The sequence below is a fragment of the Streptomyces sp. NBC_01515 genome (assembly GCF_045040345.1).
Lineage (GTDB): Bacteria > Actinomycetota > Actinomycetes > Streptomycetales > Streptomycetaceae > Streptomyces.
Window position 1 is genome coordinate 4,427,128 of sequence record NZ_CP109416.1, and the last position, 20,626, is coordinate 4,447,753.

Here is a 20,626-nt window from a genome sequence, read left to right on the forward strand (position 1 = left end):
CCTACTCGCAAGTAGGGGAAGGTCAATGGGGTCTGTGCGGTTCCGGTGGGTTCAGTCGATTCGGCGGGCCTCGTCGATCGCCTCGGCGAGCTGTCGTACGTCCGTGTCTTCCGTTTTCTTCGCCAACGTGTGGGCGCGGGCGGCGAGTTGACCGAGGCCGGGGTTGCCGGGCAGGGTGCCCGCGCTGTCCTCGGGTGAGCGGAGGGTGTCGGCGAAGTAGGCGGCCACGGCGGTGACTTGGAAGGTGTTCGGGGCGCTGCTCAGGGAGTCGTGCAGGGCGTCGGTCTCCAGTTGGCCCGATTCCTCGTGCGGGGCGCGGGTGTTGGGGTCGAGCCAGCGGACGCTCGCGGTGGCGAGGTGACCGTCGGCGCCGGGCCTGGTGCGGACGGCGTAGAGGGCGGTCACGGTGTGGCCGGGGCCGATCTCGCCGCCGTCGACGTTGTCATCGCGGAAGTCGTCGTCGGCGACCTTGCGGTCCTCGTAGCCGATGAGCCGGAACTGCGCAACCGTCTCGGGGTCGAAGGCGACCTGGGCCTTGGCGTCGCGGGCCGTGAGGTCGATGTTCTGCGGGAGTTGGTCGACGAAGACCTTGCGCGCGTCGGCGTCGTTCGAGACGTACGCGGTGTGGCCGTCGCCCTTGTCGGCGAGTTTCTCCATCAGGGCGTCGCCGTAGTCGCTGCCGACGCCGACGCCGAAGAGGGTGATGCCGTGGTCGCGGCGTTCGTCCGCGATGCGGTCGAGGATCGAATCGGCGTTGGTGTCACCGGTGTTGGCGAGGCCGTCGGAGATGAGGACCACGCGGTTGGTGGCGCCCTTGCGCAGGCCCTCGGTGGCGGTGGCGTAGCCGGTCTCGACGCCCGCGCCGAGGTTGGTCGAGGACTGGGTCTCCAACTCGTCGATGGCGTCGTGGACTTGGCCGCGGTGGCCGTCGAGACGGGTCATCGGGAGGACGGTCTCGGCCTCGTCGCTGAAGGTGACGAGCGCGACCGAGTCGTCGTCGCGGAGTCGGTCGGTCATGTCGTCGAGGGACTTCTTCGCGAGGTCCAGGCGGCCCGTCTCGCTCATCGAGCCGGAGACGTCGATGACGAACGTCAGGGCGGCGGGCGGGCGTTCGTCGCTGGAGTCGGCGGTGCGGGTGGCGAGGCCCACGCGGACGAGGGACCAGTTGCTCATGTCGGTGCGGGCGCCGTCGACGGTGACCGTGAAGCCGTTGCCGTCGGGGCGGCCGTAGTCCTGGCGGAAGCTGTTGACGAACTCCTCGGGGCGGATCGTGGACGGGTCGGGGCGTTGGCCGTCGGCGAGGACGCGGCGGGCGTAGCCGTAGGACGCGGTGTCCACGTCGAGGGCGAAGGTGGAGAGGTAGTCGGGGGACGGGGCGACCTTGTCGGCGGGGGTGCCGGTCTGCTCGCCGTCCTGTTCGCTGCTGTTGTCACCACCGGAGGCGACGGGCGGGGCCGGTGCCGGGAAGCCGGACCGGTTCGCCGCGCCCGAGTTGCCGGAGTTGCTGCCGCCGCCGCCCGCGCCGCAGCCCGTGAGCAGCAGGCCGCCCGCGGCGGTGAGGGCGAGCAGGGTGGTGCGCACACGCCGGGTGCGGTGGTGTGACCGCTCCCCCGGCAGCTCGCCCGGTCGTGTTCGGTTGGTCTCCATCTCCCGTGCCCCCTCGGTCCGTTGACGTCGACTTCTTGCGACTGTGACGGCGGAGGGGGCGGGAATGTGCGCTACGGGGCGTTGCGGAAGCGTCTCGAAGGGGTCGCGATCAAGGCCCGTCGAGACCGGTCGGAGATCCTCCGGTGACCTACGACACGATGTCCTTGCGGGCGAAACCCCGGAAGGCCAGGGCGAACAGGACGATGGCGTAGGTAACGGAGACCGCCGTGCCCTGGATCATGCCGGACCACTCCGGATGGGGCTGTACGGCGTCCGCCCACGCGAACTGCCAGTGTGCGGGCAGGAAGTCGCGCCAGTGGCCGAGGGCCGTGACGGCGTCCAGGACGTTGCCGACGATGGTCAGGCCGACCGCGCCGCCGACCGCGCCCAGGGGTGCGTCGGTCTTGGTCGAGAGCCAGAACGCGAGCCCGGCGGTGACCAGTTGGGACACGAAGATGAACGCCACGACGACCAGCAGGCGTTGGGCCGCCGTGCCCGCGCCGATCGCGCCGCCGGTGGGCAGCTCCAGCGGGCCCCAGCCGTAGGCGGCGGTGCCGACGGCGAGGGCGACGAGCGGGAGCAGGATCATCGCGGCGAGGCTGAGGCTCAGCCCGACGACCAGCTTGGACCACAGGAGGCGGGCTCTCGGCACGGGTGCCGCGAGCAGATAGCGCAGGGAGGACCAGCTGGCCTCCGAGGCGACCGTGTCCCCGCAGAACAGGGCGACCGGGACGACCAGGAGGAAGCCGGCCGACACGAACAGGTTCACCGCGGCGAAGTTGGCGCCGGACGAGGTGGCCGTGTCCATCAGCGTCAGCTGGGAGCCGCGGTCGCCCGGGGTGCCACCGATCGCGAAGGCGGCGACCAGGATGAAGGGCAGCGCGGCGAGGATGCCGCCCATGACCAGTGTGCGGCGCCGCTTCAACTGCCGGACCAGCTCCACCCGTAGGGGCAGGGTGCGGCCGGCCCGGTAGCCGGAGGCCACCTCGACGGGCTCGGCGAGCGTGCTCATGCGGAACCTCCGATCAGGGTGAGGAAGGCGTCTTCGAGCCGGCGGTGCGGGCCGACCGAGGAGACGGGGACTTCGAGTCGTACGAGTTCTACGAGGAGGCGGGCCGCGGTGGGCGAGCCGTGGGTGGAGGGTGAGGGGGGCAGGGATGTCGGTGCGTCGCGTGCGGTGTCGGAAGCCTCGGCGACGGCGACGCCAGGCGTGGCTGCGGAAGCCGCGCCGACGGGTGAACTCGCCCCGCTTGTCGGGGAGTTGACGGACACCAACTCGTCACCCGGCGCCAGCCGCACCAGCAGGCCGCCCTCCGCGCGGGCCACCGACTCCACGTCCGGGAGGGCGGCGATCTTCTCCACCAGGGGGTCGGAGATGTCGGCCGCGAGGCCCACGAGGAGGCTGTCTCCGGAGCCGACGATCTCGGCGACCGGGCCCGCCTGGACGAGGCGGCCGCGGTCCATGACCACGAGGTGGGTACAGGTCTGTTCGACCTCGGCGAGGAGGTGGCTGGAGACGATGACCGTGCGGCCTGCTTCCGCGTAGCGGATCATCACCTCGCGCATCTCGCGGATCTGGGGCGGGTCGAGGCCGTTGGTCGGTTCGTCGAGGATGAGGAGGTCGGGGAGGCCCAGCATGGCCTGGGCGATGGCGAGGCGCTGGCGCATGCCCTGGGAGTAGGTGCGGACCGCGCGGGCGAGCGCGTCGCCGAGGCCCGCGATCTCCAGGGCCTCCTCCAAGTGGGCGTCCTCGGGCGGGCGTCCGGTCGCCTGCCAGTACAGCTCCAGGTTCTCGCGGCCCGAGAGGTGCGGGAGGAAGCCCGCGCCCTCGACGAACGCGCCGACCCTGGACAACACCGGTGCGCCCGGGCGGATCGCGTGGCCGAAGACCCTGATCTCACCGGCGTCCGGCTTGATCAGGCCCATCAGCATGCGCAGGGTGGTCGTCTTGCCCGCGCCGTTCGGACCCAGGAGGCCGAGCACCTGACCCTTCTCGACGCGGAAGGACAGGTCCCGTACCGCGTACCGGTCCGCCGACTTCGCGTACCGCTTGCTCAAGTCGGTGATCTGGAGCGGGACTTCGGCCAGTTCGGGGGCGGGGGGTGTCGATGCCGTGCGCCTGCGGCCGGTCAGGAGCAGGGCCGCGGCGATCGCCGCGCCCGCGAGCGGGAGCCACCACACCCAGGACGGGAGGGTCGCCGCCGCGGTCGTGACGCCGGGGGCCGTCGGTACCTTGAGGTCGCTCTTCAGGGTGACGGTGTACGTCGCCGGGGCCGCCGGGGAGGCGTAGCCGAGGTCCGTCGAGGCGAGGACCAGGCGCAGGTGGTGGCCGCTCTGGACGTCGTGGTCGATGGCAGGGAGGGTGATCGTGACGTCCTTGCCGGCCTTGGTGCCGTCGACCCTGAGGGGGGTCACCAGCTGGGAGGGGAGCACCTGTTGGGTGCCGCCCGGGCCTACGTCGTAGACCTTGCCGAAGAGGACGGTGTCGTCGCTGGTCGACTTGACGTGGACGGTGACCGTGGGCGAGCCGGTGATGCGGAGGCTCTTGGTGACGGGGGCCGAGTCGAACGCCGCGTACTGGCCGGGGAAGTCGAGGGACACCCCGATGCCCAGGGAGGAGAGTTGCGAGAGGCCGCCGGTGCTGCCGAGGCCGGGCAGGGCCGAGATGGCGGGTGGGCTGGCGCCGGCCGGGTTGGTGAAGGACTGCTCGCGACGGCCGGTCAGGGCGATCGTGCGCGGGTCGCTCTCCAGGCCGGGGTACGCGCTGCCGCTCGCGCCGCGCAGCAGGGCGGCGCCGTCCGTGGAGTCCACGCCTCCGGTGCGGGTGACGCGGAACGCGGGGCCGGTGTCGGTGTTCTTGTCGTCCTTCAGGTACCGGTCGAACCAGGACGTCACGCGTGCCTGGACGCGGCTCGTCTCCATGTCGCCGCCGTCGTGGCCGCCCGCGATCCAGTCGACGTCCACGGGGGCGCCGTTCGCGCGGATCGCCTTCTCGGCCGCGTCGGCCTGGCCGAGCGGGAAGAGGGAGTCGGTCTGGCCCTGGAGCAGGAGGGTCGGGACGTTGATGTGCGTCGCCACGGCCGACGGTGAACGGGCTTCGAGGAGTGCGCGGGCCTGGGCGTCCGGCTTTCCGGACTCGGCGACCCGGTCGTACATCCGGCACAGCGCGGGCTCGAACTTGGCGCAGCCGCCGCCGGAGTTGATGAAGATGCCGGCCCAGAGCTTCTTGAAGACGCCGTTCGGGAACAGGGCGTCCGCGAGGTTCCAGTACGTGATCGCCGGGGCGATCGCGTCCACCCGGTCGTCGTAACCGGCGGCGAGGAGGGAGATGGCTCCTCCGTAGGAACCGCCTGCCATGCCCACGCGCGGGTCGCCTGGTTTGTCGAGCTGGACGTCCGGTTGCTTCGCCAGCCAGTCGATCAGCTTCGATACGTCCTTGACCTCGCCGGACGGGTCGTTCAGGCCGATCTTGCCGGTGGACTTGCCGAAGCCGCGGGCGGACCAGGTCAGTACCGCGTAGCCGTCTTTGGCGAGGTCCTGGGCTTCTTTGCGTACGTCGGTCTTGCTGCCGCCGAAGCCGTGGGCAAGGAGGACGGCGGGGCGGCGGGCTGATCCGCCCGTCGTGAAGTACGAGGTGTCCAGGGTGACGCCGTCGATCGCCATCATGCGGTCTGTCTGGTGGACCGGGGGTGTGGTGTCCGAGGCTGCGGCCGTCCAGGTGCCGGCGGCGGCGAGCACGACGACGGCTGCGGTGGCTGCCAGCCAGCGCCGGGGGTGTCGTAGTCGTCGTAGGCCTTGCAGCCCGGGCAGTCGAAGATCCATGCGTTCAACGGTACGGGGCGTCTCTGACAGTTGGGGCAGACCCTGGGGTGAACCGGGGGTTAGGTGTGTACCGCGCTTGGTGTACGGCCTCCGGGGTGGGAGCTTCTGTTGAGTGCCGGGTGCGCGTTCGTTGTGGCTGGTCGCGCAGTTCCCCGCGCCCCTAGAGGACTTGCCCCTTCGGGGCTTCGTCCTCCTCAGGGAGTGAGATCAGCCAGCGGGTCTCCCTGCGCGGGCGTAGGTACAGGGCCCAGTACAGAGTGGCCACCGTCACTATCCCGCCCGTCCACAGCAAGTAGGTCGTCTCCTGCTGGGTGAGGATGTAGGCCAGTACTGCTATCAGCAGGATCGGCATCGCGGGCCACAGGGGCATGCGCCACGCCTGCGTGTGCCTGTGTTGGCCGCGGCGGGAGAGCAGGGCGGCTACCGCGACCAGGAGGTACATGCCGGTTACCGAGACGCCTGTCACGCCGTACAAGGTGTCGAGGTTGACGAAGCAGAGGATCGCGCCGGGGATGCCTACGGCGAGCGTGGCGACCCATGGGGAGCCGAAGCGGCCGAGTTTCGAGAAGACCGTGTTGACCGGGTGGGGCCAGGCCTTGTCCCTTGCCGAGGCGAAGAGGACTCGGGAGTTCTGGATGACCATGACGATGCCGGCGTTGATGATCGCGAGGGCTACGCAGAGGCTGACGAAGGTGCCCACCGCGGAGTTGGACCAGGCCGTCACCATCGTGCTTATGTCTCCGCCGGTCAGCGTTGAGAGGTCGTTCGCGCCCATCGTGATCGCGACCACCGGGACCAGGATGATCACCGTCGAGATCGCGAGGGTGGCCAGGACCGTGCGGGCCACGTTGCGGCGCGGGTTCTCCAACTCCTCGGAGAGGTAGACCGCCGTCGAGAAGCCCTGCGTGACGAAGAGGGCTATCGCCAGGCCCGAGACCACCAGCATCGCCGTCACCGTGTCCGTGTGGCCGGCCGTGCCCGCGACCTGCATCGAGGTCAGGCTGCCGATGCCTCGGTGGCTGTGGGTGAAACCCAGGAGGGCTACGACTCCTGCCGCTATGACCTCCAGGACCAGGAAGATGCCCGTGATCCACGCGTTGGCCCGCAGGTCCAACAAGCCTGCCAGGGTGGCCAGGAGCATCACTCCGGCGCCGGTCATGGACGGGTTCAGGTGGGCGATCGGGGCCAGGTAGTCCGCCGTGCCCATCGCTATCACCGGCGGGACGATCATCACGACCAGGAGGGACAGGACGAAGACCAGCCAGCCTGCCAGGCGGCCCGCCAGCGTCGACACCATCGCGTACTCGCCGCCCGCGCTGGGGATGAGGGTGCCCAGCTCCGAGTAGCAGAACGCCACGGCGACGCAGAGGACGGAGCCGATCGCGATCGTGAGAGCGGTCGCGGTGCCGAGCGAGCCGAACAGGTCGGGGACGACCACGAAGAGCGTCGACGCCGGTGTCACGCAGGAGAGCGTGAGGAGCGTGCCGCCGACGATGCCGATGGAGCGCTTCAGCTGTTGCGGACGCCCGGAGGTGTCCGGCGCCTCGGCCATGGCTGTTCCGGCTGCTTCGGCAGTGGGGAGGGTGTCGGTCACGCGCTGATGGAACATTGACGGAAACCATCACGTCAATGGGTGTTCACCTACGGAATCCGTTGATCCAGTCCGGCCGGAGTGCCGTATTCGGCACCCGGAGGCAGTATCGGTCCCGCCTGCGAGCGCTACGGGAACCGCAGCCGTCGTAGGCGAAAAAATGGGGCCGTCCGCGATCCGGACGGCCCCATGTGTCGAGCTTGGCGATTCTCAGTGGTTGCGCGGGAAGCCCAGGTCCACGCCCGACGGGCCGTCCGCCGGGTCCGGCCAGCGGGTCGTGACGACCTTGCCGCGGGTGTAGAAGTGCGTGCCGTCGTTGCCGTAGATGTGGTGGTCCCCGAAGAGGGAGTCCTTCCAGCCACCGAACGAGTGGTAGCCCACCGGGACCGGGATCGGGACGTTGACGCCGACCATGCCGGCCTCGATCTCCAGCTGGAAGCGGCGGGCGGCGCCGCCGTCGCGGGTGAAGATCGCGGTGCCGTTGCCGAAGGGGGAGGCGTTGATCAGCGCCACGCCCTCGTCGTACGTGTCGACGCGCAGGACGCAGAGGACCGGGCCGAAGATCTCGTCCTGGTACGCCTTCGCCGTCGTCGGCACCTTGTCGAGCAGGGAGATGCCGATCCAGTGGCCGTCCTCGAAGCCCTCGACCGTGTAGCCGGTGCCGTCGAGGACGACCTCCGCGCCCTCGGCCGCCGCGCCGGTGACGTAGGACGCCACCTTGTCGCGGTGGACCGCGGTGATCAGCGGGCCCATCTCCGACGTCGGGTCGTTGCCGGGGCCGATCTTGATCTTCTCGGCGCGCTCGCGGATCTTCTCCACCAGCTCGTCGCCGATCGAACCGACCGCGACGACGGCCGAGATGGCCATGCAGCGCTCGCCCGCCGAGCCGTAGGCCGCGCTCACGGCCGCGTCCGCCGCCGCGTCGAGGTCGGCGTCCGGGAGGACCAGCATGTGGTTCTTGGCGCCGCCCAGGGCCTGGACTCGCTTGTGGTTCGCGGCGGCCGTGGTGTGGATGTAGCGGGCGATGGGCGTCGAGCCGACGAAGGAGACCGCCTTGACGTCCGGGTGCTCAAGGAGGCGGTCCACGGCCACCTTGTCGCCGTTGACGACGTTGAAGACGCCGTCGGGAAGGCCTGCCTCGGCCAGCAGTTCGGCGATCTTCAGGGACGCCGACGGGTCCTTCTCGGACGGCTTGAGGACGAAGGTGTTGCCGGTCGCGATGGCGATCGGGAACATCCACATCGGCACCATCGCCGGGAAGTTGAACGGCGTGATGCCCGCGACCACGCCCAGCGGCTGACGGATCGACGACACGTCGACGCGGCTCGCGACCTCCGTCGACAGCTCGCCCTTCAGCTGCACGGTGATCCCGCACGCCAGGTCGACGATCTCCAGGCCGCGCGCGACCTCGCCCAGCGCGTCGCTGTGCACCTTGCCGTGCTCGGCGGTGATCAGCTCGGCGATCGCGTCCCGGTTGGCGTCCAGCAGCGCGCGGAACTTGAACAGGATCGTGGTGCGCTTGGCGAGGGACGACGTGCCCCAGGTCGCGTACGCGTCCTTGGCGGCGGCGACGGCCGCGTCGACCTCGTCGACGGTCGCGAAGGCGACCTTGGTGGTGACCGCGCCGGTCGCCGGGTCGGTGACCGGCCCGTACGTGCCCGACGCGCCTTCGACGGTCTTGCCGCCGATCCAGTGGTTGACGATCTTCGTCATGCCCAGATGCTCCTTCACAGATGGCGGCGTCGGGTGGAGACGTGCCGTTCGTACAGCTCACGTGCCTTGACCGCGGACGACCGGGTCGCGGTCGCGGCCACAGGTACATCCCACCAGGCCTGCGCGGGAGGCGCGCCCGACACTGTGTCTGCGGTTTCGGTCTCCACGTAGACACATGTGGGAGTGTCGGCCGCCCGCGCCACGGCGAGTGCCTCGCGCAAGTCGCTGACGGTCTTCGCGCGCAGCACGCGCATGCCGAGGCTGGCCGCGTTGGCGGCGAGGTCGACGGGGAGCGGGGCGCCGGTGTAGGTGCCGTCGTCCGCCTGGTGGCGGTACGCCGTGCCGAAGCGCTCGCCGCCCACCGACTCCGACAGGCCGCCTATCGAGGCGTACCCGTGGTTCTGTATCAGCACCACCTTGATCGCGATGCCTTCCTGTACGGCGGTCACGATCTCCGTCGGCATCATCAGATACGTGCCGTCGCCGACCAGCGCCCACACCGGCCGGTCCGGCGCGGCCAGCTTCACGCCGATCGCGGCCGGGATCTCGTAGCCCATGCAGGAGTAGCCGTACTCCAGGTGGTACTGGTCGAACGACCGCGTCCGCCACAGCTTGTGCAGATCGCCGGGGAGCGAACCGGCCGCGTTGATGAGGATGTCGGACTCGTCGACGATCTCGTCCAGTGCGCCCAGGACTTGGGGCTGTGTGGGGCGTACGTCGGGTTCCTCGGCCTCGTAGCAGGCGTCGACGCGTTGCTCCCAACGCTCCTTGTCCTCGCGGTACTCGGCGATGTAGGACGGGGCAACCCGGTACGCGTCGCCGCCCAACTCCCTTGCCAGCGCGGTGAGTCCGTCGCGCGCGTCCGCGATCAGTGGCTGTCCGGCGAGCTTGTGGCCGTCGTAGGCACCGATGTTGAGGTTGAGGAAGCGGACTCCGGGGCGTTCGAAGAGGGTGTGGGAGCCGGTGGTGAAGTCGGTGTAACGGGTGCCGATACCGATCACCAGGTCGGCCAGGCGGGCGAGTTCGTCGGCGGTCGCGGTGCCGGTGTGGCCGATGCCGCCGACGTCCTGGGGGTGGTCGTGGTTCAGGGAGCCCTTGCCAGCCTGCGTGGAGGCGACCGGGATGCCGGTGGCCGACGCGAACTCCGCGAGGGCCGCCTCCGCGCGGCTGTGGTGGACTCCGCCGCCCGCGATGATCAGGGGACGCTTGGCCGCCCGAACTGCCCTTACCGCTTCGGCGAGTTCGGCCGGGTCGGCCGCCGGTCGCCTTACGTACCAGGTGCGTTCGGCGAAGAACTCGTCCGGCCAGTCGTACGCCTCGGCCTGAACGTCCTGCGGGAGAGCGAGAGTTACGGCCCCGGTCTCGACGGGGTCGGCCAGCACGCGCATGGCGTTCAGGGCGGCGGGGATGAGCGCTTCCGGCCGGGTGACGCGGTCGAAGTACTTCGACACCGGGCGCAGGCAGTCGTTGACCGACACATCGCCCGCGTACGGGACTTCGAGCTGCTGGAGCACCGGGTCGGCGGGGCGGCCGGCGAAGGTGTCGCCGGGGAGGAGCAGGACCGGGAGGTGGTTGATGGTGGCGAGGGCGGCGCCGGTGACGAGGTTGGTGGCGCCGGGGCCGATCGACGTCGTAACGGCGTGTGCGGCCAGGCGATTTGACTGACGCGCGTAGCCGACCGCCGCGTGGACCATGGACTGTTCGTTGCGGCCCTGGTGGTAGGGCATCTCATCGGCGTATTCGATGAGGGCCTGGCCGAGGCCGGCCACGTTGCCGTGGCCGAAGATGCCCCAGGTCGCGTCGATCAACCGCCGCCGTACGCCGTCGCGTTCGGTGTACTGGACGGACAGGAACCGTACGAGTGCCTGTGCGACCGTCAGCCTGGTCGTCGAGGTCATCGGTAACCACCTGTGCTTTCAACGTGGTCCGGGTGGAAGCAGATCCGCCACTCCCTCGTTCCACCCGGCCCCGCCATGACGTTCAGGTAGTACATGTCGTGACCCGGCTGGGCGATCGACGGGCCGTGCCAGCCATCGGGCACGAGCACGGCGTCGCCGGAGCGGACCTCCGCGAGGACGTCGGATCCGCCCTCACGGGAGGGGAATACGCGCTGATAGCCGAAACCGTTCGGGCCGTCGATCTCGAAGTAGTAGATCTCCTCCAACTCGGCTTCCTCGCCCGGCCGTTGTTCGTCGTGCTTGTGGGGCGGGTACGAGGACCAGTTGCCGCCGGGAGTGATCACCTCCACGGCGATCAGCTTGTCGCAGTCGAAGGCGTCGGCCGAGGCGAAGTTGCGGACGCGGCGAAGGCAGGTGCCGTCGCCGCGTCGTTCCACCGGAACCTCCGGCGCGGGGCCGTAGCGAGCGGGGAGTCGTCGCTCGCACTTCGCTCCTGCCAGGGCGAAGCGGCCTCCCGCGCCGGAGGCGATCTTGGCCTGGGCGTCGCGGGGCACGTACGCGAAGTCGGTGACTCCGGCGAACACGCTTTCCCTGCCCAGGAGTTGGAACTCTTCGTCCGCAATTCGCACGGTACATCCACCGCTGAGCGGAAGCACGATCCACTCGCTGTCACCGGTGGTGAAGTGGTGTGTCCCGCCCGGCCCCAGCTCGACGACCCGCAGACTGCTGTGGGTCCAGCCGGCCCGCTCCGGGTCGATGTCCACAACGTACTGCGCGTTGGCGGCGGAGCCCTTGGGGACGTACAGCTCGGGGACGTACGACTCGGAGACGTACGGCTCGGCGGTCGTCATAAGGCGGCCCTCACAGCAGTCCTACGGCGGTGTCCACGGCGGCGGAGACGTCTCCGTCCGGCGGGTAGAGCAGCGAGCGGCCGACCACCAGGCCGCGCACGGTGGGGAGTTGGAGGGCGCCGCGCCACTTCTCGTAGGCGCCGTCCTGGTCGTCGCCGACCTCGCCGCCCAGGAGCACGGCGGGGAGGGTGGAGGTCTCCATGACCCGGGCCATGTCGTCCGGGTTCTCGGTGACGGGGAGCTTGAGCCAGGTGTAGGCCGAAGTGCCGCCCAGGCCCGAGGAGATGGCGATGGACTTGATGACGGCGTCGGCGGAGAGGTCGTTCGTCAGCTTGCCCTCGTCGGTGCGGCGGCTGATGAACGGCTCGACGAACAGCGGGAGTTGACGCGCCGCCATGTCGTCGATGGCACGGGCGGTGGACTCCAGGGTGGTGAGGGAGCCCGGGTCGTCGTAGTCGATGCGCAGGAGGAGCTTGCCGGCGTCGAAGTTGAGGCGCTCGATGTCCTGGGCGCGGTGGCCGGTGAAGCGGTCGTCGAGTTCGAAGCTCGCGCCCTGGAGGCCGCCTCGGTTCATCGAGCCCATGACGACCTTGCCGTCGAGGGCGCCGAGGAGCAGCAGGTCGTCGAGGATGTCGGCGGTCGCGAGGACGCCGTCGACGCCGGGCCGGGAGAGGGCGAGGCAGAGGCGTTCGAGCAGTTCGGCGCGGTTGGCCATGGCGAACTTGTGCTCGCCGACGCCGAGCGCGCCGCGGGCCGGGTGGTCGGCGGCGACGATCATCAGGCGGCCGGCGTCGTTGAGCAGCGGGCGCCGGACGCGGCGGGCGGCGGCCTCGGCGATCGCCTCGGGGTGGCGGGAGCGGACGCGGACGAGTTCCGAGATGTCGACGCGGGGGCCGGTGCGGGTGCCAGTGCCTGTGCCACCAGTGCCGATGCCGGTGCCAATGCCGGTGGTGCCTTCGTGGCCGGAGACGTCGTCCCTGGTGTCCTGGTCCCCGTGCGCGTGCGCCACGCCGTCCCCGCCCTCGTACTGGCCCTCGTACTCGCCCCCGTGCTCGGCGCCCGCCACGCGGCCGGCCCTCACAGAACCGCTCCGGCGGCGATCGCGCCCTCGACCTCGGCGACGGTGGGCATCGCGGAGGAGCACTCCAGGCGGGAGGCGACGATCGCGCCGGCCGCGTTGGCGTGCCGCATGATCTTCTCCAGGTCCCAGCCGGACAGCAGGCCGTGGCACAGCGAGCCGCCGAAGGCGTCACCGGCGCCGAGTCCGTTGAGGACGGTCACGGGCAGCGGGGGCACCTCGGCGGTCGTACCGTCGCGGTGCACGGCCAGGACACCCTTGGGGCCCTGCTTGACGACGGCGAGTTCGACACCGGCGTCCAGGAGGGCGCGGGCGGCGGCGTGCGGTTCGCGCACGCCGGTGGCGACCTCGACCTCGTCGAGGTTGCCGACGGCGACGGTGGTGTGGCGGAGGGCCTCTTCGTAGAAGGGGCGGGCCGCGCTCGGGTCGGACCAGAACATGGGCCGCCAGTCGAGGTCGAAGACCGTCGTACCGGACTTGGCGCGGTGGGCGAGGGCCGCGAGCGTGGCCGTACGGCTGGGCTCCTCGCTCAGGCCGGTGCCGGTGATCCAGAAGATGCGGGCTTCGTGGATCGCGTCCAGGTCGAGCGCGTGGGCGTCGATCTCCAGGTCCGGGGCCTTGGGCCGGCGGTAGAAGTACAGCGGGAAGTCGTCCGGCGGGAAGATCTCGCAGAAGGTGACCGGGGTCGGCAGGCCCGGGACCGGGGTGACCCAGCGGTCGTCGACGCCGAAGTCGCGCAGCGCCTCGTGCAGGTAGGTGCCGAAGGGGTCGTCGCCGGTGCGCGAGACCAGGGCGACCTCGCGGCCCAGCCGGGCGGCGGCGACCGCGACGTTCGCCGCCGAGCCGCCGAGGAACTTCCCGAAGGTCGTCACCTGGGGCAGCGGCACGCCCGTCTGCAGCGGATAGAGGTCCACCCCTAGCCGCCCCATGGTGATCAGGTCGTACGCCATCGACTTCCCTTCGCGCCCGCGCGTCCGGACCCCCTGAGGACCGGATGCGGAGCGGCTTCGTTTCGGCTCTCCACGGTTTGTAGTCCCGTGCCCCGAGCCCTGTCAATGTTTTGTCCAGACATTCGGACGAGATGGGAGTGGGTTGGGGGTAAGGGCTTGCATGGGGGGGCGGCCGGGACAGGTTGTTTGTCGAGTGCGGGTCCACTGCGGCGTAGTCAACGCGCCGCGCCCTTGCGCCCGCGTGCGCCTTTGCTTCACCTGTGTCACAAAAGCACCCCTCGTGTCACACATATCGCGTGTACGCGGGTTTTGCGTCACACCCGGTCGACAGGCGCTTCCCGTCCCTCACTCCGCGTCGTTCACCCGGCACAGGCTTGTGATCGCCAGCGCAGCGCACGGCTCCCCCGACGGCCGCCCCCGGCCGCCGCCGCGGCGCGCGCAGGGAGGTGCACTCATGACCGACCGACGGCTCTGGTCGTACAAGGAAATCGCGGCCCACATCCGCGTCCAGCCCGACACCGTCCGCTCCTACCGCAAGCACGGCCTGCTGCCCCCGCCCGACCACGTGGAGAGCGGCAAGCCCTACTGGTACGCCGACACGGTCCGCGCCTGGGTGGCATCCCGGCCGGGGAACCGGGGGCGTAGGGACGACTGAGCCGAGCGGGTGCGCGGAGGCGGTACCGGGCGCCCGGTACCGCCTCCGCGGGCGGGCAATCCGGTTGCCGGTACGACCGGCCGCGGCCGAGGATCCCCGGATGAACCTCTCCGCCAAACCCGTCCTCACCGGCGAGAAGACCGTCCTCCGCCCCTTCACCGCGTCGGACGCCGATCCGATATGGCAGCTGATCCAGGACCCGGAGATCGTCCGCTTCACCTTCGAGCCGTCGACCGAACTCACCCTGGAGCGACTGCGTTCCGTCTACGGCGCCCGGGCCACCCAGCCCGACCGCCTCGACCTCGCCGTCACCGACCCCGCCACCGGCGAACTCCTCGGCGAGGTCGTCCTGTTCGAGTGGGATCCCGCCGCCCGCAGCTGCACTTTCCGCACCCTCATCGGCCCCCGTGGCCGCGGCCGGGGCATCGGCACGGAGGCGACCCGCCTGATCCTCGGCTACGGATTCGAGCAACTGGGCCTGCATCGCGTCCAGTTGGAGGTCTACGGCAACAATCACCGGGCCCGGCGGGTGTACGAGAAGGTCGGGTTCGTGGTCGAAGGTGTGCTGCGCGAGGCCCAGTCGCGGGACGGGGAGTGGGTCGACGAGGTGGTCATGGGCGTGCTGGATCGCGAGTGGAGCGTGCACCGCGGGTACCCCGAGGCCGCGCTCAACTCCACGGTTCGATGATCGTCACCCCCGCTCCCGGTGCCGTGCCCATCGCGGACAGTGCCGCCGGGGTCTCGTCCAGGGTGATCGTGGCGGTGGCCAGGAGGTCGGGGCGGAGTACTCCCGAGCGGACCAGTTCCAGCATGGGTGGGTAGGTGTGGGCCGCCATGCCGTGGCTGCCGAGGAGTTCGAGTTCCAGGGCGATCGCGCGGGCCATGGGGACGGGGGTCGTGCCGGACGGGGAGGGGAGGAGGCCGACCTGGATGTGGCGGCCCCGTCGGCGCAGGCCGTTCACCGAGGCGGCGCAGGTCGCCGGGGAACCCAGGGCGTCCAGCGACAAGTGGGCGCCGCCGCCGGTGAGTTCGCGTACCGCCTGTGCCGTGTCCGGGGTGCTCGCGCCGTCCACGCACTCCGTCGCCCCGAACTTCCTTGCCAGCGCGAGTGCTTGGGGTGAGATGTCGACCGCGATGACCCTGGCGCCCGCAGCCGCCGCGATCATCACCGCCGACAGCCCGACTCCCCCGCAGCCGTGCACCGCGACCCACTCCCCCGGCGCGACCCGGCCCCGCTGCACCACCGCGCGGAACGCCGTCGCGAACCGGCAGCCCAGCGAGGCTGCCGTCGCGAAGGTCATCTCGTCCGGCATCGCGACCAGGTTCACGTCGGCGTGGTCCAGGGCGACGTACTGGGCGAAGGAACCCCAGTGGGTGAAACCGGGCTGGGTCTGGCGCTCGCAGACCTGTTGGTCGCCGGACGCGCAGGTTGCGCAGGTTCCGCAGGCGCACACGAACGGGACGGTCACTCGGTCGCCGGGGTGCCAGTTGGTGACCCGGGTGCCTACCGTCTCGACCACGCCGGCCAGTTCGTGGCCCGGGACGTGGGGCAATGTGATGTCGGGGTCGTGGCCCTGCCAGCCGTGCCAGTCGCTTCGGCAGAGGCCGGTGGCTTCGACACGGACGATTACTCCGTGGTTTGCGGGCTGAGGGTCGGGTACGTCTCGTACCTCGGCGGGGTCACCGTATTGCTCGAACACCACCGCTTTCACTTGGGCTCCCATCGCCGTTTTTGTCTGCGGGATCGTCGTGGCCGGTCGCGCTCCGCGGCGGAGCCGCATATTGATGCAGCCCCGCGCCCCTTTCGGGGCGCTCAGTCTCAGCCTCTCTCAAGCCGAACCGGTCGTGGAACCTTCGCAACGGACCCGGCGCCCACCAAGTCGCCCGTCCCGTCAGCTTCATCACCGCCGGGACCAGCAGGCTCCGGACGATCATCGCGTCCATGAGTACCGCGAGGGCGATGCCCAGCCCCAGCATCTTGGTGTTGGTGACGCGGGACGTGCCGATCGCGACCATCACCACCGCGAGGATGACGGCGGCGGCGGTTATCAGGCCGCCTGTGCGCTGGAGGCCGTGGCGGACCGCCTCGTTGTGGTCGCCCGTGCGGTCGTACTCCTCCTTGATGCGGGAGAGCAGGAACACGCCGTAGTCCATGGAGAGTCCGAAGGCCACGCAGAACATCAGGACCGGGAGGGTGGTCTCTATGGAGCCGGTGCTGGTGAAGCCGAGGAGGCCGGAGAGGTGGCCGTCCTGGAAGACCCAGACGACCGCGCCGAACATCGCCGTGAGGCTGAGCGCGTTGAGCAGGACCGCCTGGATCGGGATCAGGACGCTGCCGGTCAGGAGGAAGACCAGGAGCAGGGTGACGACGGTGATGAGTGCGGCCGCCCAGGGCAGGCGGGTGGCTATCGCGTGCTTGGAGTCGACCAGGACGGCCGCCGTGCCGGTCACCTGGGTGGTGAAGGGGGCGTCCGTGGCACGCAGGTCGCCGACCAGGTGTTGGGCCGCCGAGTCGACCGCCTCGCCCTTGGGCAGCACCGTGAAGTACGCCGAGTCGCCCTTCACCAGGGGGCCGTCCACCCGTGCCACCTCGGGGAGTTGGGCGATCCGGGACTTGTACGCGCTGTACTGCGCCGGTGTCGCCCGTCCCTCGGCGAGCACTTCGAGGCCGCCGCCGGGGTTGCCCGGGAAGCCGTCGCGGATGTGCTGCTGCACGACGTGCGACTCGGCGCCCGAGGGCAGTTGGCGGTCGTCCGCGGTGCCGAACCTGACGCCCAGGAAGGGCAGTCCGAGGAGGACCAGGACGGCTGTGGTGGCGAGGGCGAAGAAGGGGGCCCTGCGCATCACCAGGCTCGCTGTGCGGGCCCAGCCCGTGCCCTCCTCGCCGGAGACCTTCGCCGGGCGGCCTCGGCGGAACAGGCGCCGTAGATCGAGGGAGTTGACCCGGTGGCCGAGCAGCAGCAGGGCCGCCGGGAGGAGGATCAGGGCGGCTGCCGCGGCCAGGAGGACCACGGCGATGCCCGCGTAGGCGAAGGAGCGCAGGAAGTACATCGGGAAGACGAGCATCGCGGCCAGGGACACCGCGACCGTGAGGGCGGAGAAGAGCACCGTGCGGCCGGCCGTGCGCAGGGTGGTGGCGATGGCCGTCAACGGGTCGGCGCCGGTGGCCAGTTCCTCGCGGAATCGGCGGACGATGAACAGGGCGTAGTCGATGGCCAGTCCGAGGCCCAGGGCCGTGGTGAGGTTCATCGCGAAGACCGAGACGTCGGTGAACTCCGTGAGGCCGCGCAGCACCGCGTTGGTCCCGAGGATCGCGACGATGCCGATGCCCAGGGGCAGCAGGGCCGCGATCGCTGAGCCGAAGACCATCACCAGCAGGAGCAGGGTCAGCGGCAGGGCGATCATCTCGGCACGGGCCAGGTCCTCCTTGATGATCGTCTGCATCTCGTGGCGGACGGCGACGGTGCCGCCGACCTTCACGTGCACCGGGCCGTGCGTGCCCCGGAGGGTGGGCGCGATGCGGTCCAGGGTGTCGTTCGTCGCCTTCTCGTCGCCCGTGAGGTGGGCGGCGATCAGCGCCTCGTGCCCGTCCTTCGCGCGCAGGGATGGGGATTTGGTCTGCCAGTAGGAACCGACACCGGTGATGCCCGGCTCGCTCGCCAGGCGTGCGGTGAGGCGGTCGGCCTCGGCTGTGACCGCCGGGTCGTCCACGGAGGCGGTACCGGAGTCGACGAGCAGCAGGAGGTTGGGCTGCGAGGCCGGGAACTCGCGCTCCAGCGCCTTGGTGGCGTACGTCGACTGGGCGTTCGGGTCCTCCCAGCCGCCGCTGCCCAGCCGGTCGGCGACTCCGCTGCCGGCGACCACGGCGAGCGCGGTGAGCACCAGGGCGACGAGCAGCGACAACCGGGGGCGGGCGGTCACGAAACGTGTCCATCCCCCGAGCCGCGGTGGGCTGTTGACTTCGGTCATCGTGCGGTGCTCCCCTTCACCTCGACCCGGCCTCCGCGCAGAGCGGTGGCATGGGTCGGCCCTGCAATAGAATGGGAAACACGAGATACCGCTCGCGTTTCGCCGGAGCACCAGAATGCGAGCGACCGCTCGTGTTTGTCAACGCCGTTCGGAGAGCTGGGGATAACTCGTGTCCGTGGACCAGGAGAAGACAGGCCCCCGCCGCCAGGCCCGCGGCGAGCGCCGCATCGCCCAGCTGCTGGAGGCCGCCGCCTCCGTCTTCTGTACGACGGGCTACACCGCGTCCAGCACCAACGCCATCGCCCGCGAGGCCGGCGTCTCACCGGGCACGCTCTACCAGTTCTTCCCGAACAAGGAAGCGATCGCGATCGAGCTGGGCGACCGGCTGCTGCACGAGATGCGGGACATGTACGGCGAGGCGCTCGCCCCGGTCGACCCGTCGACCCCGCTGGAGGAGGCGGTCGGGGCGGTGGTCGACCGTTTCACCGCGTTCAACTGCCGGCACCCGGTGTTCTTCGCGCTGATGCACGGCCCGGACATCCCCGGCCGGCTCGCCGAGGACCACGACGCGCTGCACGCGAACCTGCTCACCGGGATAGAGACGGTGATCGCGGTGTTCCTGCCCGACGCCCCCGCCGCCGACGTCACCCGCACCGCCCGCATGTGCCTGGGCCTCTACAAGGCCGGCCTCGAACTGGTCCTCTCCCACGAGGGCGCCGAGCGCGAGGCCTACACCCTGGAGCTGAAGAAGGTCCTGATCCGCTATCTGGCGCCGGTGGTCGCCGAGAACAGGGCCGCGTACCGGACCGAGAACGGGATCGAAAACGGGACCCCGGGGAACCTCACCACGTCCCGGACCCCCTGACGGCTTCCTCCGCATCCAGGACGACTGCCTCCGCCCCGGAGAGGGTGTCGATCACCTGTCCGTCGCCCGCCCAGCCGAGTACGCCGACACCGGCGAGGATGCCCGGCAGGATCTCGGCGATGACCGACGGGACCGGGAGTCGGCGGCCGATCACGTAGGCCGGCCGGGGTGCCGGTACGGCGATGGCCGTGATCAGGACGAGCGTCCCGGACTGCGGCATGCGGTGTATCTACCATAAAGTGCCGGTAAATCTGCCCTGTAGGAGTACGAGGGGATTTGCCGTGACCTACTCTCCGCCGCCCGGTGCGCCCCGGGCCCGTATCCCCGGGCCGCAGCAGCCGCCGCCGACGTACCCCCAGATCCGTACCGGCCGGTGGAAGCACTGTCTGGGCGGCGGGCTGGCGCTGTGGGTGCTGACCGCGCTGGTCACGTACGCGACGAAGAACACCACCCTGCTGCCGACGCTGATCCTGCTCGGCAGCTTCCTGGTGCCGGTGACCTTCGTCCTGTGGGCGTACGAACGACACGGACGCGACCTGGGCGTCAGCGTGATCCTGGGCTGCTTCCTGACCGGCGGCACGCTCGGGGTGCTGGGCGCCTCGGTGATGGAGTACTACCTGCTGCACCCCTCCTTGTGGATGTTCGTCGGCGTCGGCCTCATCGAGGAGGCCGTGAAACTGGGGGCGCTGATGTTCGTGCTGCGCCGGCAGCCCCGGCTGCACGGGATGCGCGCCGGACTGGTGCTCGGCGCGACGGTCGGCTTCGGCTTCGCCGCCCTGGAGAGCGCCGGGTACGCCTTCAACGCGGCCGTCTCCACCAAGGGCATCGATCTGCGGGCACTCCTGGAGACCGAGATCCTGCGCGGGGTCCTCGCACCCTTCGGACACGGCCTGTGGACGGCGATCGCGGGTGGCGTCCTGCTCACGTACCGGCAGCTGAACGGGCGGTTCCGGTTCACCGCCCCGGTCGTCGGCACGTATCTCGGCGTCTCCCTGCTGCACGCCCTGTGGGACTCGACGCACGGCATCGCCATCTGGCTGGTCGCCCGGCTGTCGGGCACGGGCCTGGACAAGCAGCTGTTCGCCCAGGGGTACATCCCGACTCCGACCGACCAGCAGGAGCACCTGTTCACGGTGTTCTCGGTGGGCGGGACGGTGCTCGTGGCCCTGCTCGGCATCGCCTGGGTACGGTCCCTGGCCCGGCGCGATCCCTCTTGGAGAAATACCCCCTAGGGGTATAGTGTGGAACACAGAGTGAGCCACCGTGGGCCACTCGACGCCCATTGCCCCCATCTGCCTCCACACGCCTCCACGAGGAGAACGACATGACCGCCCAGACCGACACCCAGGGTTCCGTCACCACCGTCTACAAGGTGAGCGGGATGAGCTGCGGACACTGCGAGGGCTCCGTCTCCGGCGAGATCTCCGGGCTGCCGGGCGTCACCTCGGTGAAGGCCGTCGCGTCGACCGGCGAGGTCACGGTCGTATCCGCCGCCCCGCTCACCGACGAGGCGGTCCGCGCGGCCGTGGACGAGGCCGGCTTCGAGCTCGTCGGCCAGGTCTGAAACAGCGGATCGGGCGAAGTCCG

At 70.4% G+C, this 20,626-nt stretch carries 17 protein-coding genes; 5 read left to right on the forward strand and 12 right to left on the reverse strand.

Translation table 11 applies throughout. From position 1 onward, the window contains the following. Positions 1-51: 51 nt before the first annotated feature. The 9 genes from OG407_RS19620 to iolC form a co-directional block, all read right to left on the reverse strand. A complete protein-coding gene (locus OG407_RS19620) occupies positions 52-1,647 on the reverse strand; it encodes a von Willebrand factor type A domain-containing protein (protein WP_405859722.1) in 1,596 nt (531 codons plus the stop codon). A gap of 148 nt (positions 1,648-1,795) precedes the next feature. Continuing rightward, on the reverse strand, positions 1,796-2,659 hold the full coding sequence (locus tag OG407_RS19625; RefSeq protein ID WP_328683247.1) for an ABC transporter permease: 864 nt from the start codon (positions 2,657-2,659) through the stop codon (positions 1,796-1,798). Further along, positions 2,656-5,469, reverse strand: a complete 2,814-nt coding sequence (locus tag OG407_RS19630; protein WP_405859724.1) for a CocE/NonD family hydrolase — start codon at positions 5,467-5,469, stop codon at positions 2,656-2,658. The genes OG407_RS19625 and OG407_RS19630 overlap by 4 nt, the downstream gene beginning before the upstream one ends. 160 nt (positions 5,470-5,629) lie before the next feature. Then, positions 5,630-7,063, reverse strand: a complete 1,434-nt coding sequence (locus tag OG407_RS19635) for an APC family permease (RefSeq protein WP_405859726.1) — start codon at positions 7,061-7,063, stop codon at positions 5,630-5,632. Between the two features lie 207 nt (positions 7,064-7,270). Further along, positions 7,271-8,773 (reverse strand): CoA-acylating methylmalonate-semialdehyde dehydrogenase, encoded by a 1,503-nt coding sequence (gene mmsA, locus OG407_RS19640; protein ID WP_405859728.1) that lies wholly within the window; start codon positions 8,771-8,773, stop codon positions 7,271-7,273. A gap of 14 nt (positions 8,774-8,787) precedes the next feature. After that, positions 8,788-10,671, reverse strand: a complete 1,884-nt coding sequence (iolD, locus tag OG407_RS19645; RefSeq protein WP_405859730.1) for a 3D-(3,5/4)-trihydroxycyclohexane-1,2-dione acylhydrolase (decyclizing) — start codon at positions 10,669-10,671, stop codon at positions 8,788-8,790. Further along, positions 10,668-11,522: a 5-deoxy-glucuronate isomerase gene (gene iolB / locus OG407_RS19650; RefSeq protein ID WP_405859732.1), complete on the reverse strand. Its 855-nt coding sequence runs from the start codon at positions 11,520-11,522 to the stop codon at positions 10,668-10,670. Before iolB ends, iolD begins: the two co-directional genes overlap by 4 nt. A 10-nt stretch (positions 11,523-11,532) precedes the next feature. Further along, positions 11,533-12,465: a deoxyribose-phosphate aldolase gene (locus OG407_RS19655; protein WP_405868499.1), complete on the reverse strand. Its 933-nt coding sequence runs from the start codon at positions 12,463-12,465 to the stop codon at positions 11,533-11,535. 134 nt (positions 12,466-12,599) lie between these two features. After that, a complete protein-coding gene (gene iolC / locus OG407_RS19660; protein ID WP_405859734.1) occupies positions 12,600-13,550 on the reverse strand; it encodes a 5-dehydro-2-deoxygluconokinase in 951 nt (316 codons plus the stop codon). A 454-nt stretch (positions 13,551-14,004) separates the two neighbouring features. Here iolC and OG407_RS19665 point away from each other — a divergent pair, with 454 nt between their 5' ends. Next, complete coding sequence (locus tag OG407_RS19665) at positions 14,005-14,205, forward strand: AlpA family transcriptional regulator (protein WP_019065707.1); 201 nt, start codon at positions 14,005-14,007, stop codon at positions 14,203-14,205. Between the two features lie 100 nt (positions 14,206-14,305). Continuing rightward, positions 14,306-14,893, forward strand: coding sequence for a GNAT family N-acetyltransferase (locus OG407_RS19670; RefSeq protein ID WP_405859736.1), 588 nt, complete (start codon positions 14,306-14,308; stop codon positions 14,891-14,893). Here OG407_RS19670 and OG407_RS19675 read toward each other — a convergent pair. Both OG407_RS19675 and OG407_RS19680 read right to left on the reverse strand, forming a co-directional pair. After that, the gene (locus OG407_RS19675; RefSeq protein WP_405868501.1) at positions 14,874-15,917 is read right to left on the reverse strand and encodes a zinc-dependent alcohol dehydrogenase family protein; all 1,044 of its coding nucleotides are present in this window, start codon (positions 15,915-15,917) and stop codon (positions 14,874-14,876) included. The two genes, OG407_RS19670 and OG407_RS19675, sit on opposite strands and share 20 nt — an antisense overlap. Further along, complete coding sequence (locus OG407_RS19680) at positions 15,886-18,174, reverse strand: MMPL family transporter (protein ID WP_405859738.1); 2,289 nt, start codon at positions 18,172-18,174, stop codon at positions 15,886-15,888. Before OG407_RS19680 ends, OG407_RS19675 begins: the two co-directional genes overlap by 32 nt. A 169-nt stretch (positions 18,175-18,343) precedes the next feature. Between OG407_RS19680 and OG407_RS19685 the strand changes: the two genes are divergently transcribed. Next, positions 18,344-19,039 carry a TetR family transcriptional regulator gene (locus tag OG407_RS19685; protein WP_405859740.1) on the forward strand — a complete coding sequence of 232 codons (696 nt, stop codon included), beginning with the start codon at positions 18,344-18,346 and terminating at the stop codon, positions 19,037-19,039. Here the strand turns inward: OG407_RS19685 and OG407_RS19690 are convergent. Beyond that, positions 19,017-19,259 (reverse strand): hypothetical protein, encoded by a 243-nt coding sequence (locus OG407_RS19690; protein ID WP_405859742.1) that lies wholly within the window; start codon positions 19,257-19,259, stop codon positions 19,017-19,019. The two genes, OG407_RS19685 and OG407_RS19690, sit on opposite strands and share 23 nt — an antisense overlap. 61 nt (positions 19,260-19,320) lie before the next feature. On the opposite strand from OG407_RS19690, the gene OG407_RS19695 reads away from it, so the two are divergent. Both OG407_RS19695 and OG407_RS19700 read left to right on the forward strand, forming a co-directional pair. Next, on the forward strand, positions 19,321-20,271 hold the full coding sequence (locus OG407_RS19695) for a PrsW family intramembrane metalloprotease (protein ID WP_405859744.1): 951 nt from the start codon (positions 19,321-19,323) through the stop codon (positions 20,269-20,271). 92 nt (positions 20,272-20,363) lie between these two features. Continuing rightward, positions 20,364-20,603 (forward strand): heavy-metal-associated domain-containing protein, encoded by a 240-nt coding sequence (locus OG407_RS19700; protein ID WP_328683234.1) that lies wholly within the window; start codon positions 20,364-20,366, stop codon positions 20,601-20,603. The last annotated feature ends 23 nt before the right edge of the window (positions 20,604-20,626 follow it).

What these genes read in the sequence shown, in the direction of transcription:
- OG407_RS19620 (WP_405859722.1), bottom strand. Translation starts at nt 1,647, where the DNA reads ATGGAGACCAACCGAACACGACCGGGCGAGCTGCCGGGGGAGCGGTCA.
- OG407_RS19625 (WP_328683247.1), bottom strand. Translation starts at nt 2,659, where the DNA reads ATGAGCACGCTCGCCGAGCCCGTCGAGGTGGCCTCCGGCTACCGGGCC.
- OG407_RS19630 (WP_405859724.1), bottom strand. Translation starts at nt 5,469, where the DNA reads ATGGATCTTCGACTGCCCGGGCTGCAAGGCCTACGACGACTACGACAC.
- mmsA (WP_405859728.1), bottom strand. Translation starts at nt 8,773, where the DNA reads ATGACGAAGATCGTCAACCACTGGATCGGCGGCAAGACCGTCGAAGGC.
- iolD (WP_405859730.1), bottom strand. Translation starts at nt 10,671, where the DNA reads ATGACCTCGACGACCAGGCTGACGGTCGCACAGGCACTCGTACGGTTC.
- iolB (WP_405859732.1), bottom strand. Translation starts at nt 11,522, where the DNA reads ATGACGACCGCCGAGCCGTACGTCTCCGAGTCGTACGTCCCCGAGCTG.
- iolC (WP_405859734.1), bottom strand. Translation starts at nt 13,550, where the DNA reads ATGGCGTACGACCTGATCACCATGGGGCGGCTAGGGGTGGACCTCTAT.
- OG407_RS19665 (WP_019065707.1), top strand. Translation starts at nt 14,005, where the DNA reads ATGACCGACCGACGGCTCTGGTCGTACAAGGAAATCGCGGCCCACATC.
- OG407_RS19670 (WP_405859736.1), top strand. Translation starts at nt 14,306, where the DNA reads ATGAACCTCTCCGCCAAACCCGTCCTCACCGGCGAGAAGACCGTCCTC.
- OG407_RS19680 (WP_405859738.1), bottom strand. Translation starts at nt 18,174, where the DNA reads ATGACCGAAGTCAACAGCCCACCGCGGCTCGGGGGATGGACACGTTTC.
- OG407_RS19690 (WP_405859742.1), bottom strand. Translation starts at nt 19,259, where the DNA reads ATGCCGCAGTCCGGGACGCTCGTCCTGATCACGGCCATCGCCGTACCG.
- OG407_RS19700 (WP_328683234.1), top strand. Translation starts at nt 20,364, where the DNA reads ATGACCGCCCAGACCGACACCCAGGGTTCCGTCACCACCGTCTACAAG.